Here is a 17813-nt window from a genome sequence, read left to right on the forward strand (position 1 = left end):
TTCGCCTCTCGCTACTCGTTCGTCTGGTATTACCAGGTTAGATGAAGAATCAGTGCGCCCAGTCGTAGCCTTCTTCACCATGCTGCGAAAGATCGAGGCCCTCGCGCTCATCCTCTTCACTGACCCGCAAACCGATAACCTTATCGACTACAAACAGAATGATAAGCGTTCCAACAATCGAAACAGTCCACGCAATCGCTATCCCGACAAGCTGGTTCAAGACCTGGTGCCCATTGCCCTCAAGCAGACCCGTCGCCTTGCCCGCTCCAAAGATCGGGTTGATCGCGCTGTTCGCGAACACGCCTGTGAGAATTGCACCGATCGTTCCACCGGCACCGTGTACACCAAACGCATCGAGCGAATCGTCATAGCCGAAAGCAGCCTTTACCTTTACGACCATCAGGTAGCAGCACACTCCGACGATCAGCCCAATCCATAACGCCGACATTGGCGTCACAAACCCGGCTGCCGGTGTAATGCCAACCAGCCCGGCAACCGCGCCCGAAATTGCTCCGAGTGCCGAAACCTTACCTTGGCGCAGCCACTCCGCCGCACCCCAGCCGATCGCCGCAGCAGCAGCAGCAAAGTGCGTCGCCACGAAGGCCGAGGTCGCCAGGGGACCAGCGCCAAGTGCGCTTCCGGCGTTGAACCCAAACCAGCCAACCCACAGAAGGCAGGCTCCGATGAAGCTGAGCACCACCGAATGGGGCGGCATAGGAACTTTGGGATAACCGAGCCTTTTGCCAAGATAGAGCGCAGTCACCAGCGCCGACACTCCCGAAGTTACGTGGACAACCGTCCCTCCAGCAAAATCAAGGCAAGGAAACCTTCCGCCTAGGGCGGCATTCAGAAACCCACCCTTGCCCCAGACCATATGCGCCATTGGGCTGTACACAATGAACGCCCAGAGCACCATAAACACCAGCATCGCGGAAAACTTCATTCTTTCGGCAAACGCACCCGTAATCAGCGCCGGCGTGATAATCGCGAACATCAATTGGTAGACCATGAAGGTCTGTAGCGGAATCGTTGCCGCATAATCCTTGTCGGGCATCAGACCGACGCCATGCAAGAAGGCATTATGCAGTCCGCCGATGAAGGCATTGCCAGTCCCAAACGCCAGGGAGTAGGTGACCAGCCCCCAAAGCACCGTGATTACGGCCATCATCGCGAAGGTCTGCATCATCGTGCCGAGGATGTTCTTCTTGCGCACCAGGCCGCCATAGAAGAGCGCCAGTCCCGGCCCGCTCATCATCAGGACAAGGGCTGCCGACACCAGCATCCATCCGTTATCGCCTGCCGTCTGCGCCGCCGCGATTGCCGTGGCATTGTCGCTTGCCTGCTTTTCAAGCACCGCGATCCGGTCCGTCTGGGAAGTCGCTGCCGTCTGCGCGAGCGCCATCGAACAGGTCATCCCAAACAGCATCACTACAGCAACCAGCATCAGTACGGTGCGACGACAACGAACTCCAAAAGAGAGCAGAACAGCCATGCTTATATCACCCATTTCAAAGATATGCAGATCGCATCTTGCCAGGTTCGAGAGCCAGTTGTTCCGAATCGACGTCGGGCAAGCCCATGGTGAAAGGCAGCTTAGTCGCTCAGCCAGATCATTTCAAATCGCTACGATGACCCTACTGTACACAAAAATTCATAAGGAATTCGTAAGTATTTGCGGCACGCCTCAGGGCACCAGCGGTGCAGCATATCCTCGCTCCCGCATCCACTTGATCAGCAGGTCCGGCCAGATGCTCAGAGCCGGATTAGCCGGGGCAAGACCCGCTCCATGAGCCCCATGCTGGAACAGGTGCATCTCCGCTGGGACCTTCGCAGCGACCAGCGCTTGATAGAAGAGGACGCTGTTCATCACCGGCACTGTCCCGTCATCGGTCGTCGAAAAGATGAAAGTCGGCGGCGTCCTCGCATTGACCTGCGTCTCCGCTGACAGCGACTGTACGAGCGCAGGGGCAGGATGATCGCCCAGTAAATACTTCTTCGATCCACCATGAACGTAAGGCGGCTTGAACGTGATCACGGGATAGGCAAGGATCAGGAAATCCGGTCGACTTCCCTGCCGTTCCACAACGTCCTGAGACCCAGCATGTCCATCGTCGTACTTCGTGCCGGCAGTGGCCGTGAGATGGCCTCCAGCGGAAAAGCCCATCACTCCCACATGATCGGTCGTGATTCCATATTGTGTTGCGTTTGCCCGTACCGTCCGAATCGCTCGCTGCGCGTCCTTCAACTCGATCGGATGGTGGTACTTCGGTCCAAGCCGGTACGTCAAGACGAACGCCGCCACGCCGCGCTCATTCAGCCAACGCGCCACGGCAAAGCCTTCATAGTCCATCGCAAGATGCACGTATCCTCCACCCGGAGCGACAATAACTCCCGTCTTCGTAGCATTTGGCACGGTCGGCAGAAACACCGTCAGCGTTGGCTTGTCCTCGTCGGCCGTTCCCAACGCACCTGGAGCACCATCCGGCCAGAGTAGCTCTGTACTCTGTGCAGACATCTTGCCACCAACCGCCGCGCTTATTGAAATACCCATCAGGCACACCATCGCCCAACGCAAACACCGTTCGCCCACTATCATGCGTATCACCTCACGCCATACTAACGACATCGCAAGCCTCAGCCAACGCAACCCTTATACTGGAAAGGTTCTGATTGATTGGACCGACCCAGCACGGTGCCACACCTTCCTCCCCCGGAGTTTTTCATGAAGCACATCGTCCAGAAGCAGCTTGCCCAGTCGATCGCCACCATGCAGTCGGTCCTCGCCGATCCGCAGATCACCGACACCATCGTCACGATCGCTGAAATCACCGCCAAAGCTATGCTTGACGGACGCAAACTCATGATTGCCGGTAATGGTGGCTCCGCTGCCGACGCCCAGCACCTCGTCGCTGAGTTTGTCGCCCGCCTCACCGTCAATCGGCCAGCCTTACGCGCCGTCGCGCTCACGGTCGACTCCTCGATCATCACGGCGATCGGCAACGACTTCGGCTACGACGACGTTTTCGCGCGCCAGATTGAAGCACTCGGTCAGCCGGGAGACATCTTTCTCGGCATTTCCACCTCGGGAAACTCAAAGAACATCATCAAAGCGCTGCACCTCGCCCGCGAGATGGGCATCACAACCGTCGGTTTCACCGGCAATGGCGGCGGTAAGATGCTCGATATTTGCGACCACAACGTTATCATTCCCTCCGACGTCACCATGAACATTCAGGAGTCGCATATAGCCCTCGAGCACATCTATTGCATGCTCGTGGAGCGCTGCTACTTCGGCCCCACGTTCGAGACGGACTACACCTCACGCTGATGCTGCGAAGCCGCTTATTCCACAGACGATCGCTTCAACCTCCAACTTGACGAGCATTTCTGCATCCAAGAAAAAATGAGCCGCACACTTTTACCAGGTCGCCCCTATCCGCTCGGTGCCACTGTCTCCAGCAAAGGTACTAATTTCGCGCTATTCTCCGAAGGCGCTACCAAGGTCGACATCTGCTTCTTCGACAAAGATGGCAAACAAACTGACTGTATTACCCTCCGCGAACGCACCGCTTTCGTCTGGCACGGCCTCATCCGCGACATCAAGCCCGGCCAACTCTACGGTTATCGCGTTGACGGACCATGGGAACCAGAAATCGGTCATCGCTTCAACTATGCCAAGCTCCTTGTAGACCCGTACGCCGAAGCGATCTCCGGCAACGTCGATTGGAAAGCCCCGATCTACGCCTATGACGTAGCCTCGGGCGACGACCTCAAAATCGACACGCAGGATAGCGCCGCCGGTGTTCCCCGCTCCGTAGTCGTCGACAGCAAGTTCGACTGGGGTGAGGATTGCCCGCCCGAGACTCCTCTTGCCGACTCAGTCATCTACGAAGTTCACGTCAAGGGTTTCAGCATCCGCAATCCCATGGTGCCCGAGAAGCTCCGCGGCACCTACGCTGGCCTCGCCCACGAGTCCAGCATCAACTACTTCAAAAAGCTCGGCATTACCGCGGTCGAACTCCTGCCCATCCACCACTTCATTGACGAAGGCCATCTTGTCGACAAAGACCTCGTTGACTACTGGGGCTATAACACTCTCGGCTACTTCGCCCCCATGGCCCGTTATAGCTCATGCGGCGACACCGGCGGTCAGGTCAACGAGTTCAAAGAGATGGTCAAATGCTTCCACGCCGCAGGCATCGAGGTCATCCTCGACGTGGTCTACAACCACACCTGCGAAGGTAACGAGCGTGGCCCCAATCTCTGTTGGAAGGGCGTCTGTAACACCACCTACTATCGCCTCATGGAAGGCGACGCACGCCATTACATGGACTACACCGGGACGGGCAACACCCTCAACGTCCGCAACCCGCAGGTCCTCAAGATGCTCATGGACTCGCTCCGCTACTGGGTCACCGAGATGCACGTCGACGGCTTCCGCTTCGATCTCGCCTCCACCCTGGCCCGCGAACTGCACGACGTCTCGAAGCTCTCCTCCTTCTTCGACACCATTCACCAGGATCCAACCCTGGCCGACATCAAGCTCATCGCCGAGCCATGGGATGTTGGTGACGGCGGCTATCAGGTCGGCAACTTTCCCGTTCTCTGGGCCGAGTGGAACGGCAAGTATCGCGACACAGTTCGCCGCTTCTGGAAGGGTGACGAAGGCCAACTCTCCGACTTTGCCAACCGCCTCACAGGTTCAAGCGACCTCTATCAGTATGATGGCCGCAAGCCTTACGCCAGCATCAACTTCATCACCGCCCACGACGGCTTCACCCTCGACGACCTCGTCAGCTACAACGAGAAGCATAATGAGGCGAACGGGGACGACAACAATGACGGTGCCAACGACAACGACTCCTGGAATATGGGAGCCGAGGGCCCGACCGACGATCCGGCCATCAACAATCTTCGCGAACGGCAAACCCGCAACTTCCTGTCCACGCTGATGCTCTCTCAAGGTGTTCCAATGATTGCTGGAGGCGACGAGGTGGCTCGCTCCCAGCGAGGCAACAACAACTGCTACTGCCAGGACAACGAACTCACCTGGTTCGACTGGGACCTCGACGCGCCCCGTAAACGTCTCCGCGACTTTACGAGTGAACTCATCCACTACCGCCTTGCTCATCCCAATCTGCACCGTCGCAAGTTCTTCCAGGACCGCACGATACACCAAGAAGGCAAGAGCATCGTCGAGCAGGATATTGCCTGGTTCAACACGGACGGCAACCAGGTTCCCGACAACGTCTGGGACACGGTATGGAACAAATCCATAGGGGTTCTCCTGAACGGACAGACTCTGCAAGTCACCGACGACGAGGGCCGTCCTGTTACCGACGATAGCTTCTTTATGGTCATCAACGCAGCTCCGGATGGCGTAGAGTTCGTCCTTCCCCCTTCACCTACTGGCGGAAAGTGGTGCCGGGTTATCGATACGGAAGATATTGACAACCCATTCGGCCACGCAAATACGGGGAAAAAAACCATCGTAGGCGGTCGTTCTCTCATGCTGTTCAGCGACGCAGCAAAGCCAGACGCATAGAGCTTGTCAAATCCATCGACTGCACCATACCGTATCTTGGTGCAGTCGCTTAATCCAGGACGCGAGCAGAAGCGGAACCGATGCAGACCTTCTACAAAGACGATCCGTTGGCGATCTCGTCCATACGATCAGCAGCCCGACTGATCAAGCGTCTCGCAGTTGGCAGCTACGTTCGCGTCTTAGCACTAACTCTGCTGGCATTGACGGTCACTCCTTCAAGAGAAGCGTCAGGCTACTCGTTTCTCACCCACGAGCAACTCATCGACCTCACCTGGAAGGCTTCGATCCGGCCTCTCCTATTGCAAAGGTACCCAAAGCTCACGCGCGCGGAAGTGCTTACGGCTCACGCCTACGCCTATGGCGGGTCAGCCATCCAGGATGTTGGCTACTATCCCGGTGGCGACAAATTCTTCTCCGACCTCACGCACTACGTCCGTTCCGGCGACTTCATTACCGCGCTCTTCCGAAACGCTCATAACGCCAACGAACTCGCCTTCGCCATCGGCGCACTCTCCCATTACGTCGGCGATGTCATCGGCCATCCTGACGCGACCAACGTTGCCGTCCCCCTTGAGTTTCCAAAGCTTGCCGCCCGTTATGGCCCGGTGGTCAACTACGCACAGGCCGAGCATCCCCACGTCCAGACCGAGTTTGCCTTCGACATTAACGAAATAGCCAACCACCGCTTCGCACCCGCAGCCTACCTCAAGCACATAGGCCTCGCTGTGCCCGTGAAGCAATTAGCCACCGCCTACTACGAAACCTACGGCATCGGCGGCGAGTACGCCTCAGGCCGTCGCCGTCTCAGCCTGAGTGGCTACCGCTTCGCCGTCCGCAGCCTTCTGCCGCGCGTCGCATTTGCAGAGACCGTCCTCCATCGCAAGAGCTTCCCCATCGACTCTCCCGGGCCAGAGATTGACCTCCTTAAAAAACAACTCGCCCAGGCCGACTTCGAAAATGGCTGGGATCAATATCGTAAGAAGCCCGGCATCGGAACCTACTCCCTCGCAGGCTTCATCTATGTCGTTCCCAAGTTCGGTCCTCTCAAGTTGCTCGCCATCAAGGGTCCAACTTCCATCACCGAGGATGATTACGTTCGTAGCTTCAATCTCAGCATCATCGAACTCCGTCACCAGCTAACCCGCGTAGGCACTGCAGATCACGCAATCCCCAACCGCGACCTGGACACTGGCGCGAAGGTCAAACCCGGCGGCTATCGTCTCACCGATGACACCTACGCCAAGCTACTGCGTGAACTCACCAGCACTCCCGACCGCCCCATCCCACCCGGCATCAAAACAGACATCGCAGAGTACTATGCAGACCCCAGTGCGCCAATCGTCACTAAGAAGAACCCCAAGCGCTGGGCTGAGGTCCAACACGACCTGACCATCCTCGCCTCCATGAAGACCACCACTCTGCCCCCAGACATTCCCGACCAGCCGGACGTTCCACCCCCCACAACGCCCACACCCGAACCTGGCCAGCCAGACCTCAACACCCCGGCTTCGCGCACCGCGACACCTCCGCCTAATCCCGGAGCCATCGAATCAATGTCCCTTCACCACCTCAAGCACCTTACCACTCCACGCCTTGGCTCCGCTCTGGCTTAGCTTGCCCGCTGCATCGTCCCAATGGATGCGCGTAATCTGGCTCTCGCCCTTTTCATACGCGTAAGTCTTGCCATCATCGTTGTAAAGCGTGAAGTCGCCGCTCGCGCCCGAATACACCCGCACATGCGCGATTCCCTGCTTCTCCTTCGTACTTTCAACCACCGTCCCTAGTGGAACAATCGATCCAGCCTTCACAAAGAGCGGCAGCGTATCGATCGGCGCATTCACCTCGATTGTCTGTCCGCCAGCAAACTTCTCGCCCGTCCAATAGCTGTACCAAGCCGTCCCAGCAGGAAGGTACACGCTCTTCTTCGTCTGCCCCTGCTCCGTCACCGGAGCCACAAGAAAGGCCGGCCCGAACATATACTCATCGCGAGTGTCAGCCACCTTCGCATCGTTTGCGAAGTCCATCCAGAGCGGCCGCATAAATGGTGCACCCGTCTGATGTGTCGAATAGCCAAGCGAGTAGATATAAGGCATCAACTCATACCGTAACCGCAGATACTTACTCAGGATGGGCTCAGCCTGCTTCCCGTAGCTCCAAACTTCGTTGTACGTCCGCGAGCCATGTGTCCGAAACGTCGGCAGGAACGCTCCGTACTCGAACCACCGCACATACAGTTCCGGATAGTCGTCGTATCCTTGCACGTTGTCGCGCGCATCGCTGGGATCGATCAACACCGGCCGCTCCGCCTTATGAACAGCAGGCAGATACTGCCAAGCCCCGATATCGTTCCCCCAGTACGCAATCCCCGAAGCCGTCACATTCAGGCCTGTAGGAATCTGGCGTGTCAACGTATCCCAGGTCGGAAAGATATCCGACGACCAGAAGATCGTCCCGTTATGCTGCGCTCCCGTATACGCATCCCGCGACATGATCAGTGCACGCCGCTCCGGCAAGTCCTTCCGTATCCCGTCATACAGAGCCGCCGTATGAAATAGCGGATACACATTGAAGAACAGCGTCCCCGGTCCAACCTTGAAGTAGCTCCCATTCGGAGGCAGATCGGGCTCCGTCTCATCCGCCCAGAGCGAGTCAAATCCCTTGCTCAGAATCTGGTCCCGCACCGTTCCCCAGTACCACTTAGCCGCATCTGGATTCGTGGTATCGATATCCGATCCCGCCTTGTCATACGGCAGGCCATCCGTAGGGGTCCCATCGGCCTTCGCCTCGAACCATCCCTTCGCCTTTACCTCCTCGTAGTATCGCGTCCCCTTCTCGAATCGCGGCCACACGCTGATCATCGTGTCGATATTCTGCGCATGCAACTGCTTGTTCATAGCAGCCGGATCGGGCCACCGAGATGTGATGAAGTCCATCTGCCCCATGCCCGTGTAGTAAAACCAATCGAGCACAATCACATCAAGAGGAAGATGCCGGTCGCGATACCCCTTCGCCACCGCCAGCATCTCCTCCTGCGTCACATACCGTTGCTTGCACTGTATAAACCCATAGGCCGCCTTCGGCAGCATCGGCGTGTCACCCGTCAGCAGTTTGTAACCACCATAGATCTCATCCGAAGTCTTGCCTGCAATCACGAAAAATGACACTCGCTGCCCTACCTGTGAAGTCCACTGTGTTCGCTCGTTAAACCCCGGCGCAATCGTAGTCTTCGACGCGTTATCCCATAGCAGCCCGTAGCCTTTGTTAGTCACCAGCAATGGCACACAGAAACTAGCTCCCGCCGTAGCGTTATAGTCCGCCTGACACTCCACCTTATGCCCGCGATGATCGAGCGTCCCATCCTGGTTCTGCCCTAAGCCGTAGTAGTGCTCATCACTCGGCGAAGCGAACGTAGCACCAACCTCGTAGAACGGCTTATCACTCGGTCGCCGATCATGTTCGAGCTGCGTATTGCCGTCCTTGTTGTTCAGGACAGCCATCTCCCAGCCCTGCATATCCAGTAGCGGTGAGCCATCCGCACCTGTAATCCGTATATTCGTTCCCGGGGCCGAACCGCTGAAGTACTTCTCTGTACCCTCCACATAGTTCTTCGGCCTCGGTCGCGGAGGCGGTGTAGCCGCAACAAAAACCTTCATTCTGGCCGAAACGTATGTATCGCCCTCAGCAGTAGTCTCATGGCGCCATCCAGCCGCATTCGACTTCGCCACAAACCCATATCCCGGACCGGCCAACGCCTCATCCTTCAACAGGCTCAACGTCACCCGAACAATATTCGGCCCATACGCCTCCAGCACCACCGCCGCGCCATCACGATTCATTACCACCTGACTCTGGGCACCACCAACCGCCGTAATGCAAACGCAAGAAGCGGCAAAAAGCACCGGGACAATCAGGAAATGCGGGCGCATAATTCTCCATTCACCATCATTCAAATCAATCAACGTCAATCAGAATGGTTGACCGTTCGGGCAAGTGAAGTGTACACGGCTATTCCAACTGAGTATTTCGATCTGCTCCAACTACGGGTCGCGGTACTCGCGGCGCTTCAGTTCGCCCACCGCCTGCTCATGGCCTTGAAGAGCAGCTTGCCGTGTCCAGTGGCGGGACAGCGTATAGTCATGCTCCAAGCCCTGGCCGAACGCATAGAGATGGCCGAGTTGAAATTGAGCCTCGGCATTACCCTGATCAGCGGCCTTACGATACCAGCCGGCTGCCTGTGTATAGCTGAGCGGAACGCCGTGACCAATGTAGTAAAGGTCGGCTAACTTCTGCTGTGCTTCCGGAAAGTCCTGTATAGCGGCCAGCCGATACCAATAAGCAGCATCGGCATCGCTTTGCAGGACTCCTTCCCCCTTGCGATACATCAAGCCGAGGTTGTACTGCGCCCAGGCAAGATTGCTGTAGGCGGCCCGCTGGCACCACGCAAAAGCTTCAGGATAGTCTCCGGTTGCGTAGTAGCGGAAGCTCAGATTGGCCTGCGCAAAAGCGTGGCCCTGTTCGGCAGCCTTTCGCTCCCAGTGGGCAGCCTGGACGTCATCCTGCGGCAAACCTTCACCGGCGTCATACATGGTGCTGAGGAGATATTGTGATTCGGCGTGGCCTTGCTCCGCGGCGAGACGGAAGCTGGCTGCGGCTTCCGTAAAGTTGCGAGTGCTGTAGTCCGTAACGGCCTGCCGGTAGTACGGATTCGAGGCTGCGTTAGCGGCATCGCGTCGGCCACGGGCAATGATGCTGGACCGCGTGGAATGAAGTGACAGCGCAGAACCGCCAGGGATGTGCTTTAGACCGGCCTTGACCTTATCGTCCATGGGCACTGATCTGGCGGTCGATGAGCTCAAAACGACGCCGGGCCTCAGCGATCTGCTCGCCGAGGCTGGTAGCCAGCTCTGTGAGAAGGTCGCGATGTTCGCGGGCAGCGATCTCAGCGTCGAGATGCAATTGAGCTATCTCGCCGGAGAGCAGCGTGTACCGCTCAACATGGAGAGCGGCTACGTCGCGCTCCGCATGCTGTATCTGGCGGGTGATCCGGATAAGCTCCGCCGCCATGTCCTCTCCAAGAACGGTGGCGTTGATCTCGCGATAATCGTCGAGGAGACGCTGCAGCGTTTCGGAGTCGCCGCGGCTGTAGGCCTGGTTGGCGCGAGCCATAAGCAGTGTAAAGTGCTTCTGCTCAGCCTCGTCACGCGCGAAGTCGGGGTGAATACGCTTGGCGACATCGCGGAAGAGAGTCTTGAGGCTGGGCGGCGGGTCGAACTCCTCCGCCTCGCGCGCCTCACCAAAAGCCGCATCATGGGTCTCCTGCGCACGCACCCGGCTCTCCACGGCGTGGCGGCGGGCAGACTCAGAGTCGTAGAGGTCAACCTCGCGCTCGGCGATCTGTGCTTCAAGTTCGTCAAGCTCCGCATAGAGAATGCCGATCTGACGAAGATAGCGGCCCTCGAAGGTCTTAAGCCGGGCGCGAAGCTGCGCGAGTTCAGACTCGTGCTCGGCGAGCGTCGTGCGAAGGGTGGCAAGTTGCTCGCGCTTGTTGAGGAGGGCGGCAGCGTCCGGGCTTGGCTGAAGAATGATTGCGACTGGCATGCGGCGTCCGATACTGGAACTTCCAGTCTAACGGAGCGGCCGCACCTTTCGCATAAGGGCAGCTCTTGCAGCTAAACAAAATGCAACCACCGGCGATGAACTCGTCCTCCAGCTACTTCCTATGAGTTGGCTTCGTAGTCTGGGTCGCAGCGGTGATATTGAAAGGATTGCTGCTGGCAGATGTAAGCGAAGTGGCTGATGCAACAATTGTGTCATTGGTTCCAGCTTCGTTAATGCTCAGACCAGAAATGGTAAAGACACCACCGACGGCGCTTCCTGAATGAGTCTCATTCAAAAACATTGCTCCCGCCGGGTTGGATACCAACGTCAACGTTACGTTCTTGGTGCCGTTGATGCTCGTAACGGTGTTGCCAGCCGCGTCCTCGATCGCAACCGATACAGTTCCGATCGAACCACCCACCGGTGCGCTTGAAGGTTGAGTAAGAAATCCGAGCTTTGTGGCCGGTCCGAAGGAAGTTTGGAGTTCGACCGATAGGTACTTCGTCGAGAAGCTGGTAGTAGCCACATCCTGCCGACCATCTCCGTTGAAATCCCCAACCACTGCTGCATAGGGTGCAGCCGCAGCCTGGTAGGCGCTCACAGGCAGGAACGTACCGTCTCGCCGACCCAGGAGTATTCCGATCGCTGAGTTAGCGAAATTTGTGACGATCAGGTCCTGGATACCGTCGCCATTCATATCTCTCGCCAATATTGAACTGGGTTCCGTGTTTGCGGAGTAAGAAACCTGCGGCAAAAATGCTCCAGTCCCGTTATTCAGAAGCACACTGACGGTATTAGCGCCGAGATTAGCCACGGCCAGGTCATTTGACCCGTCACCGTTGAAGTCACCGATAGCTACACCATAGGGGTCGACCCCGGTCGCGTACGTAGTCTGTGGCAAGAACTGCCCGTGAGTGTCGTTGAGAAACACTCCCACAGTGTTCGCCCTGACATTCCAGACTACGATGTCAGGAAATCCATCGTTATTCAGGTCACCAACTGCGGTGCCGATCGGATAGTCGCCCGTCGCATAGGTTGACGCCACTCCAAAAGTGCCATCACCCTTACCTGGAAGTACGCTCAGGGTCTTGTCGCTGTTATTCGTCACAACGAGGTCCAGGAAACCATCTTTGTTGAAGTCGCCCGCCGAAACCCCATAAGGCACTTTGCCGACGCTATACGTATGCGTAGGTGACGACTGAAACACTCCGCCACCCTGATTTAACAGAATACTTACGGTCCCATCTCCGCCGTTGACAACGGCAAGATCCGGCTTACCATCCCCGTTCAAGTCTGCCGCCGCAATCCCATAAGGGCCATAACCCACCATGTAGTTCACTGGTGCTTGAAACGACCCATTGCTTAATCCAAACAGAATGCTGACAGAGGAATTGGTTAGGTTCGTCACGGCTATGTCAGTAACCCCGTCACCATTAAAATCGGCAGTGACCGGAATCAACGATGCTTCCGAGGTCGCACCTGTTACATACTGCAGGGGGGCTGCCAGGCCAGGTTCCAAAGTACTCTGTGCGACGCCAACTGAATGTAAACTACCCACCAGAACCATAAGCGCAGACACGATGAGTGTTTTACCTGCGGCGCGGCCAATCAGAAAACCGAGCGAACTTATTGTCAACTCACGAATGAAGCGCATGTTCCTCCGTTTGAGAACTGCCTCTGCATCAACTTAGGTAACGGCCCGTCTTCAGTATCGCGAAGATGAAATGGCTCAACGGACCCCACACGCTTCATCCAATAAGCTCTAACAAAGAGAGAATAAGGGAGAAGTTCGGTCACCATTTTCTATCCCTAATCAGTCAATTGCTTCATCAGGGACGCCATGTCGATCTGCATCCAGTGCCCTGCAATGCGTTCTTCTTTGATCTTGTAAAAAATCATTAGTTCAGAAGATACCGGCTTTCCCGTAGGCTGAAGGCCAGCAAACACTCCCTTGTGAACTCCACGAATCGTGCAACGGACAGCCACGATGTCACCTTCAGCAACCATCTGATCTGCGATCAACTCATAGTTGGGAAATCCGGCCTCTGCACCACGAATATGTTCTTTAAGGGCCGGGTCACTTACGAACCGGTCGATCAGATCCTGAGGCTTGGGCCGACCCGACAATGCTTTGAAACACTCTTCAATAAACACTTTACTTTCAATGCCTAAAGCATTCATATGGACTCCGGTGATTCGGTAGAGTGGACTAACTGCGAAAATCCTAAGTTCTTACAGTGCGAGGCGGGCCCACAAAAGATGCGAAAAAAACAAAACGAAAACCAAATCACGGAAGATAGCATTTATCAATTTGGTGAATTCTCGCTTTCACAGTCCGAGCGTCGACTATTCCAAGGCACGAAGAACCTGTTGCTGCCGCCCAGAGCCTTCGACGCCTTGTGCCTGTTAGTGCGCAACCACAGCAGTCTGGTATCACGAAGCGAGATGGTGAACACACTCTGGCCCGGAGTTCACGTCACCGAAGCGAACCTTACCAACATCATCGTGCGCCTGCGAAAACTTCTTGGCCGGGATGCCGTCCAGACGGTCTCTAAGTATGGATACCGCTTCACCTTGCCGGTAAGCGGCGAACCCGGAGTTACGCAGGCCGTCTACACCAGCTTTGTTCGCGGTAAAGAACTTGCCGCGGAACGTTCTCTTGAATCCCTACGCTACGCGCGCGAACTTTTTTGGATATGCCTCGCGAATGATCCGCAATACGCGCCCGCGTGGGCGTGGCTCGGCCGTACCTGTCGGCTACTTGAAAAGTTTAAAGGGGAACGGTCAAGCGCCAGTCTTGCCGAAGCAGCCTTCCTGAGGGCATTCGCCATCGATCCCGATCTTGCCTGCGCACATCAGTTTTTTACACAACTGCAGGTCGATACGGGCCGTGCTGAGCAAGCGATGGTTCGGCTATCGTCCCGCATGAAGCAGCGCGGAGAAGAACCAGAGACTCTTGCCGGTCTGGTCCAGGTACTCCGCGTCTGCGGACTGCTTCGGGAATCGGTTGCAGCCCATGAGCGGGCGATCGCGCTCGACCCTACGACAAGGACGAGTGTCGCGCACACGTACTTCCTGCTGGGAGAGTACGCCATGGTCTTCGAAACCTATAACACCGGCAAAGGTTTTTACCTCGACGCTGCGGCTTGGGCAGCTCTCGGCAAGGTCGACCACGCTGCCGCACTACTACGCTCCAGGCTTTTACAGCCAGAGTTGGGACCTCTGATGTCAGGCCTCATGGCATCGCTGCTTGCGGTCCTTGAGGGTAAGCCTGACCAGGCAATGGACATCATGGAAGGCACAGAGGTCTTGGACGAACCTGAAGCGCTCCTCTACTTTGCTCGACACTATGCGCTTGTTAATGCTCCGGCACATGCCGTGCGGATGCTACATCGTGCAAGACGAGGTGGCTTTTCAACAACCTACACACTCGAGAACGACGCGGCTTTTGCCTGTCTGCGAGATGAGCCTGAATTTGCCAAAGAATTACGGCAGGCTGCACTGGTTGATACTGTCTTGCTAAACATCTCAACCGTGAGCAAATAAGGTCGGCACAAGAGAGTAGTAGCCCTTTACGCATCGTGTCTGGCATCAATTCGCAACTACATTCTTCGTAGCCGCCTGCCGAAGACAAGACCCATAGTGGCACCAACGGTCGCCGAGTGATCGCTTACGCCAAACCGAAGACCGCCATCGATTCCAAAAGCATCTCCGAACTGGCGGAAGAAGCCCCCAAAGACATAGGTGCCAGGCGGAGTGTTGGATTCCGAGTTGTTCTGTCCAAACACCTCTGCATAGATACGCGTCTGCTTCTGAACGTGATAGCTGATCGCAAGTGACTGCTGACCACCATAAGTACATCCGGATCGGGTCTGACAGTCGGACTGCACCAACGAGCCGTTCACAATCACATCGAGGTCGCCGCTCTTGCCGTAGTGATGATTGAGGAGCAGTATGGCTTGCTGCCCGTAATTCTGAAGCACGCTCTGTGAGGCACTTGGGAGTTCAGCCTCGTATTGGATGGCGATGCCGGGTGCAACACGATGGTAGTCTTCCTTCTTCAACTCCACCTTACCTCCGATCTGAAGCGTTCCTACACCTCGGGTAGTCTCCTTCTCCTGTTGCTGCAGCGTAAACGGTGACCATCCAAAGTCCAGCCGGAGTCGGGGCAGTGGTGCATAGTAGAAAGCAGCCGCACCTGTCTGCAGATCACCGGGCACTTTTTGCGGGTAGGCGTCATAGCCTATCTCCACCTGCAACACGCCTGCACTCTGTATCGCTGCGCTATTAGCGATTGTAGGTCTCGTTGGACTAAGATTCAGATCCTGCGCCGATGCAACACCAGCACTGAGAACTGATGCCGTAAAACAGCAGTAAGCTAGCGTAGTCCGTACTCGCCGAAAGCTCGTAAAGTATGGCGGTGAATATATTGAACCATCAGCGCGAATGATTTGCCTCTCAAAAAGCTTAGAAAACTCTGGTCAGATACGTAGTTTGACTAGAACCGGCCAGCACCGCAAAACCTATTGTGCCCGGAATTAGATCGAAAGCGAAAGCTGTGTTCCCATCAGCTCGAAGAACGCCTAAGCAGCGCTAGCTGCCCGCACCGCCGCAAGCACCTCAGCCGGCTTCCAGTCATTCGTCGGATACCAGGCCGCAACTTTGCCGTCCTTACCAATCACCACCGTCGAAAGCGAGTGCGTCAACGTCTGCGCATCTCCTGGCTGCACACCAACATCGAAAAACTGCGTAAGCGCCGACAACTCTTTTTCCGAGGGAGCAGCAAAGTCCCAATGGGCAAAGTCCTCCTTTGCAAACCGCCCCGTATACGCCGAACCATACTTCTTCAGCACCGCAGGAGTGTCATACGAAGGGTCGAAGCTAATACTCAGTAGATGCGTTTTCGCGTAGAGCGCCGGATCAGTGGCCAGCGCCTTATCGATCTCCTCAAAGTTCGTGCTCATGCGCGGGCAGAAATCCGCCATTTGACATCGCGTGAAGATGAACGTTGCCAGCAGCACCTTGCCTTTGAACTGTGCAAAGTCGATCGTCCGCCCACCCTGGTTGAGCAGCTTGAACTCCGGCACGACATCGCCCGCAGCCGGAACATGATATTGCACCTTCGGCACATAGTCCGGCTTTGCCTGCGCCGTCACCACGATGCTGTCGAGCTGCGGGTTCAGGAAACCAGCCGCATCCTGCTGGACGATGATCGTCGCGGAGATCCGATCGCCCGGATGCAGTTCACTCACCACGCTCGGATCCTTCAGCTTGTAAGCCATCGTCATCGCGCCCATGAAGCCGGGAACCGCCTCATGATCAAGCGTCACATGTGTAGCATCCGTAGCTACCACCGTGCCGCGAACCGGAAACGTCTTCACCGGATAGTCCTTCGCGGCACCAGAACTGTTCCCACTCTGACGGCAACCAGCCATCACGACCAGCAGCATCACCAGCACACACGAGACACGACGCAACGAGACACCTCTGTGTCGATGATAATGGTTCCATGACGACGGTGCCGACCGAACGCCGCTCCGCACCCTCAGCGCTCTGGATGCACCTCGCCTTCATTCTCACCGGCCTCGGAACCCTCATCCTTGGCCCGATCCTCCCGATCCTCGCCCGGCAGTGGCACCTGCAGGACGCGCAAAGCGGCCTGCTCTTCTCCGCGCAGTTTTACGGCTCCTTCCTCGGCGGCGTTACCGTCTCGAAGAGCCTCCAGCGCAGTATGATCCTCGGAATGGCCGCGTCAGCCATCGGCTTCGGCATCTTTGCCCTCTCGCCCAATCTCCTCCCAGCCTGCCTCGGCCTCTTTATCGGCGGCTACGGATTGGGCCAGCTCATCACCTCAATCAACATCCTCGCCGGTCGTCGCGCCACCGAGCATCGCGGCTCAGCTCTGGCCTTCCTCAACTTCTCGTGGAGCTTCGGGGCCTTGCTCTCGCCCGTCCTCGCCGCTATACTCACACCGCACATCCTCCTGCGCACGCTTCTTGGCATCTTCGCCGCCACCTTCGCTACGCTCCTCGTCGTCCTTCTCATCCAACTCCGGGGAGCCGCAACCGAACTCATCGCAACTGAGACCCTAAACAGCAGCGGTCTCAAAGCCTCAGCCTTCGCCTACTTCTGTGCCCTCCTCATCCTCTACGGAGGCCTCGAAACCTGCCTCGGCGGCTGGCTCACCACATTCTCCCTCCGCTATGGCACAAGCTCGCTTACCCTCAGCGAATACACCATGGTTCTCCTCCTTGCCGGACTCACAGCCGGTCGCGCCGCCTCATCGCTCCTGCTCTTGCGCATGGGCGAAAAGCTCCTCCTGCGCCTCTCACTCGCTCTCGCCGCAGCCTTCACTGCCGCCCTCGCCCTCGCCCACACAGCAGCAGCAATCGCCATCTTTGCCGTCCTCCTCGGCCTCTCGCTCGCGCCCTTCTTTCCCGCGACCTTCTCCATGCTCATGGCCGATCGCCCCACAGCGCGCCAGGCCGGAATCATCGTCGCTGTCAGCGCCATCGGAGCCGCCTTCCTGCCCTGGCTCATGGGAGTCGTCAGCACCCGAACCGGCTCGCTCCAGTACGCGCTCGCCCTGCCCTTCGCCGCCGCCGCAGCCCTCTTCCTGCTCAGTCTCGTCCAGCCACCATTTCCACGCCCAGCCAGCGTATAACCGAAG

The 17813-nt window shown here is 57.0% G+C and carries 14 protein-coding genes; 5 read left to right on the plus strand and 9 right to left on the minus strand.

Annotated features, from left to right (window positions below):
• Nucleotides 1-49: 49 nt before the first annotated feature.
• Complete coding sequence (locus OHL20_RS20735) at nt 50-1426, minus strand: ammonium transporter (RefSeq protein ID WP_396272746.1); 1377 nt, start codon at nt 1424-1426, stop codon at nt 50-52.
• A 258-nt stretch (nt 1427-1684) separates the two neighbouring features.
• Complete coding sequence (locus OHL20_RS20740) at nt 1685-2551, minus strand: alpha/beta hydrolase (protein WP_263385210.1); 867 nt, start codon at nt 2549-2551, stop codon at nt 1685-1687.
• 171 nt (nt 2552-2722) lie between these two features.
• Between OHL20_RS20740 and OHL20_RS20745 the strand changes: the two genes are divergently transcribed.
• From OHL20_RS20745 to OHL20_RS20755, 3 genes are all read left to right on the plus strand, one after another.
• Nucleotides 2723-3328, plus strand: a complete 606-nt coding sequence (locus tag OHL20_RS20745; RefSeq protein WP_263385211.1) for a D-sedoheptulose 7-phosphate isomerase — start codon at nt 2723-2725, stop codon at nt 3326-3328.
• 75 nt (nt 3329-3403) lie between these two features.
• Nucleotides 3404-5545: a glycogen debranching protein GlgX gene (gene glgX, locus OHL20_RS20750; protein WP_263385212.1), complete on the plus strand. Its 2142-nt coding sequence runs from the start codon at nt 3404-3406 to the stop codon at nt 5543-5545.
• 80 nt (nt 5546-5625) lie between these two features.
• The gene (locus OHL20_RS20755; protein ID WP_263385213.1) at nt 5626-7158 is read left to right on the plus strand and encodes a zinc dependent phospholipase C family protein; all 1533 of its coding nucleotides are present in this window, start codon (nt 5626-5628) and stop codon (nt 7156-7158) included.
• On the opposite strand, the gene OHL20_RS20760 is transcribed toward OHL20_RS20755, so the two are convergent.
• The 5 genes from OHL20_RS20760 to OHL20_RS20780 all read right to left on the minus strand — a co-directional run bounded on the left by OHL20_RS20760 (nt 7096) and on the right by OHL20_RS20780 (nt 13324).
• Entirely contained in the window at nt 7096-9471 is a 2376-nt protein-coding gene (locus tag OHL20_RS20760; protein WP_263385214.1) for a glycoside hydrolase family 31 protein, read from the minus strand. The two genes, OHL20_RS20755 and OHL20_RS20760, sit on opposite strands and share 63 nt — an antisense overlap.
• A 111-nt stretch (nt 9472-9582) precedes the next feature.
• A complete protein-coding gene (locus tag OHL20_RS20765; protein WP_263385215.1) occupies nt 9583-10371 on the minus strand; it encodes a tetratricopeptide repeat protein in 789 nt (262 codons plus the stop codon).
• Nucleotides 10361-11143, minus strand: a complete 783-nt coding sequence (locus OHL20_RS20770; protein ID WP_263385216.1) for a coiled-coil domain-containing protein — start codon at nt 11141-11143, stop codon at nt 10361-10363. The genes OHL20_RS20765 and OHL20_RS20770 overlap by 11 nt, the downstream gene beginning before the upstream one ends.
• A 112-nt stretch (nt 11144-11255) precedes the next feature.
• Nucleotides 11256-12797 (minus strand): FG-GAP repeat domain-containing protein, encoded by a 1542-nt coding sequence (locus tag OHL20_RS20775; protein WP_263385217.1) that lies wholly within the window; start codon nt 12795-12797, stop codon nt 11256-11258.
• A gap of 155 nt (nt 12798-12952) precedes the next feature.
• Nucleotides 12953-13324 (minus strand): ester cyclase, encoded by a 372-nt coding sequence (locus tag OHL20_RS20780; RefSeq protein ID WP_263385218.1) that lies wholly within the window; start codon nt 13322-13324, stop codon nt 12953-12955.
• 78 nt (nt 13325-13402) lie between these two features.
• Between OHL20_RS20780 and OHL20_RS20785 the strand changes: the two genes are divergently transcribed.
• The gene (locus OHL20_RS20785; protein ID WP_263385219.1) at nt 13403-14689 is read left to right on the plus strand and encodes a winged helix-turn-helix domain-containing protein; all 1287 of its coding nucleotides are present in this window, start codon (nt 13403-13405) and stop codon (nt 14687-14689) included.
• Nucleotides 14690-14745: 56 nt separating this feature from the next.
• On the opposite strand, the gene OHL20_RS20790 is transcribed toward OHL20_RS20785, so the two are convergent.
• Nucleotides 14746-15405, minus strand: coding sequence for a hypothetical protein (locus OHL20_RS20790; protein ID WP_263385220.1), 660 nt, complete (start codon nt 15403-15405; stop codon nt 14746-14748).
• Nucleotides 15406-15726: 321 nt separating this feature from the next.
• The gene (locus OHL20_RS20795; RefSeq protein ID WP_263385221.1) at nt 15727-16620 is read right to left on the minus strand and encodes an SCO family protein; all 894 of its coding nucleotides are present in this window, start codon (nt 16618-16620) and stop codon (nt 15727-15729) included.
• Between the two features lie 32 nt (nt 16621-16652).
• Between OHL20_RS20795 and OHL20_RS20800 the strand changes: the two genes are divergently transcribed.
• Nucleotides 16653-17807, plus strand: a complete 1155-nt coding sequence (locus tag OHL20_RS20800) for an MFS transporter (protein ID WP_263385222.1) — start codon at nt 16653-16655, stop codon at nt 17805-17807.
• The last annotated feature ends 6 nt before the right edge of the window (nt 17808-17813 follow it).

It is taken from the genome of Granulicella arctica, assembly GCF_025685605.1.
GTDB classification, from domain to species: Bacteria; Acidobacteriota; Terriglobia; order Terriglobales; family Acidobacteriaceae; genus Edaphobacter; species Edaphobacter arcticus.

Excerpts from the sequence above, each read along its gene's own strand:
- OHL20_RS20780 (WP_263385218.1), bottom strand. The coding sequence starts at position 13,324 with ATGAATGCTTTAGGCATTGAAAGTAAAGTGTTTATTGAAGAGTGTTTC.
- glgX (WP_263385212.1), top strand. The coding sequence starts at position 3,404 with ATGAGCCGCACACTTTTACCAGGTCGCCCCTATCCGCTCGGTGCCACT.
- OHL20_RS20765 (WP_263385215.1), bottom strand. The coding sequence starts at position 10,371 with ATGGACGATAAGGTCAAGGCCGGTCTAAAGCACATCCCTGGCGGTTCT.
- OHL20_RS20760 (WP_263385214.1), bottom strand. The coding sequence starts at position 9,471 with ATGCGCCCGCATTTCCTGATTGTCCCGGTGCTTTTTGCCGCTTCTTGC.
- OHL20_RS20745 (WP_263385211.1), top strand. The coding sequence starts at position 2,723 with ATGAAGCACATCGTCCAGAAGCAGCTTGCCCAGTCGATCGCCACCATG.
- OHL20_RS20800 (WP_263385222.1), top strand. The coding sequence starts at position 16,653 with ATGACGACGGTGCCGACCGAACGCCGCTCCGCACCCTCAGCGCTCTGG.
- OHL20_RS20755 (WP_263385213.1), top strand. The coding sequence starts at position 5,626 with ATGCAGACCTTCTACAAAGACGATCCGTTGGCGATCTCGTCCATACGA.
- OHL20_RS20785 (WP_263385219.1), top strand. The coding sequence starts at position 13,403 with ATGCGAAAAAAACAAAACGAAAACCAAATCACGGAAGATAGCATTTAT.
- OHL20_RS20775 (WP_263385217.1), bottom strand. The coding sequence starts at position 12,797 with ATGCGCTTCATTCGTGAGTTGACAATAAGTTCGCTCGGTTTTCTGATT.
- OHL20_RS20735 (WP_396272746.1), bottom strand. The coding sequence starts at position 1,426 with ATGCTGTTTGGGATGACCTGTTCGATGGCGCTCGCGCAGACGGCAGCG.
- OHL20_RS20770 (WP_263385216.1), bottom strand. The coding sequence starts at position 11,143 with ATGCCAGTCGCAATCATTCTTCAGCCAAGCCCGGACGCTGCCGCCCTC.
- OHL20_RS20740 (WP_263385210.1), bottom strand. The coding sequence starts at position 2,551 with ATGGGTATTTCAATAAGCGCGGCGGTTGGTGGCAAGATGTCTGCACAG.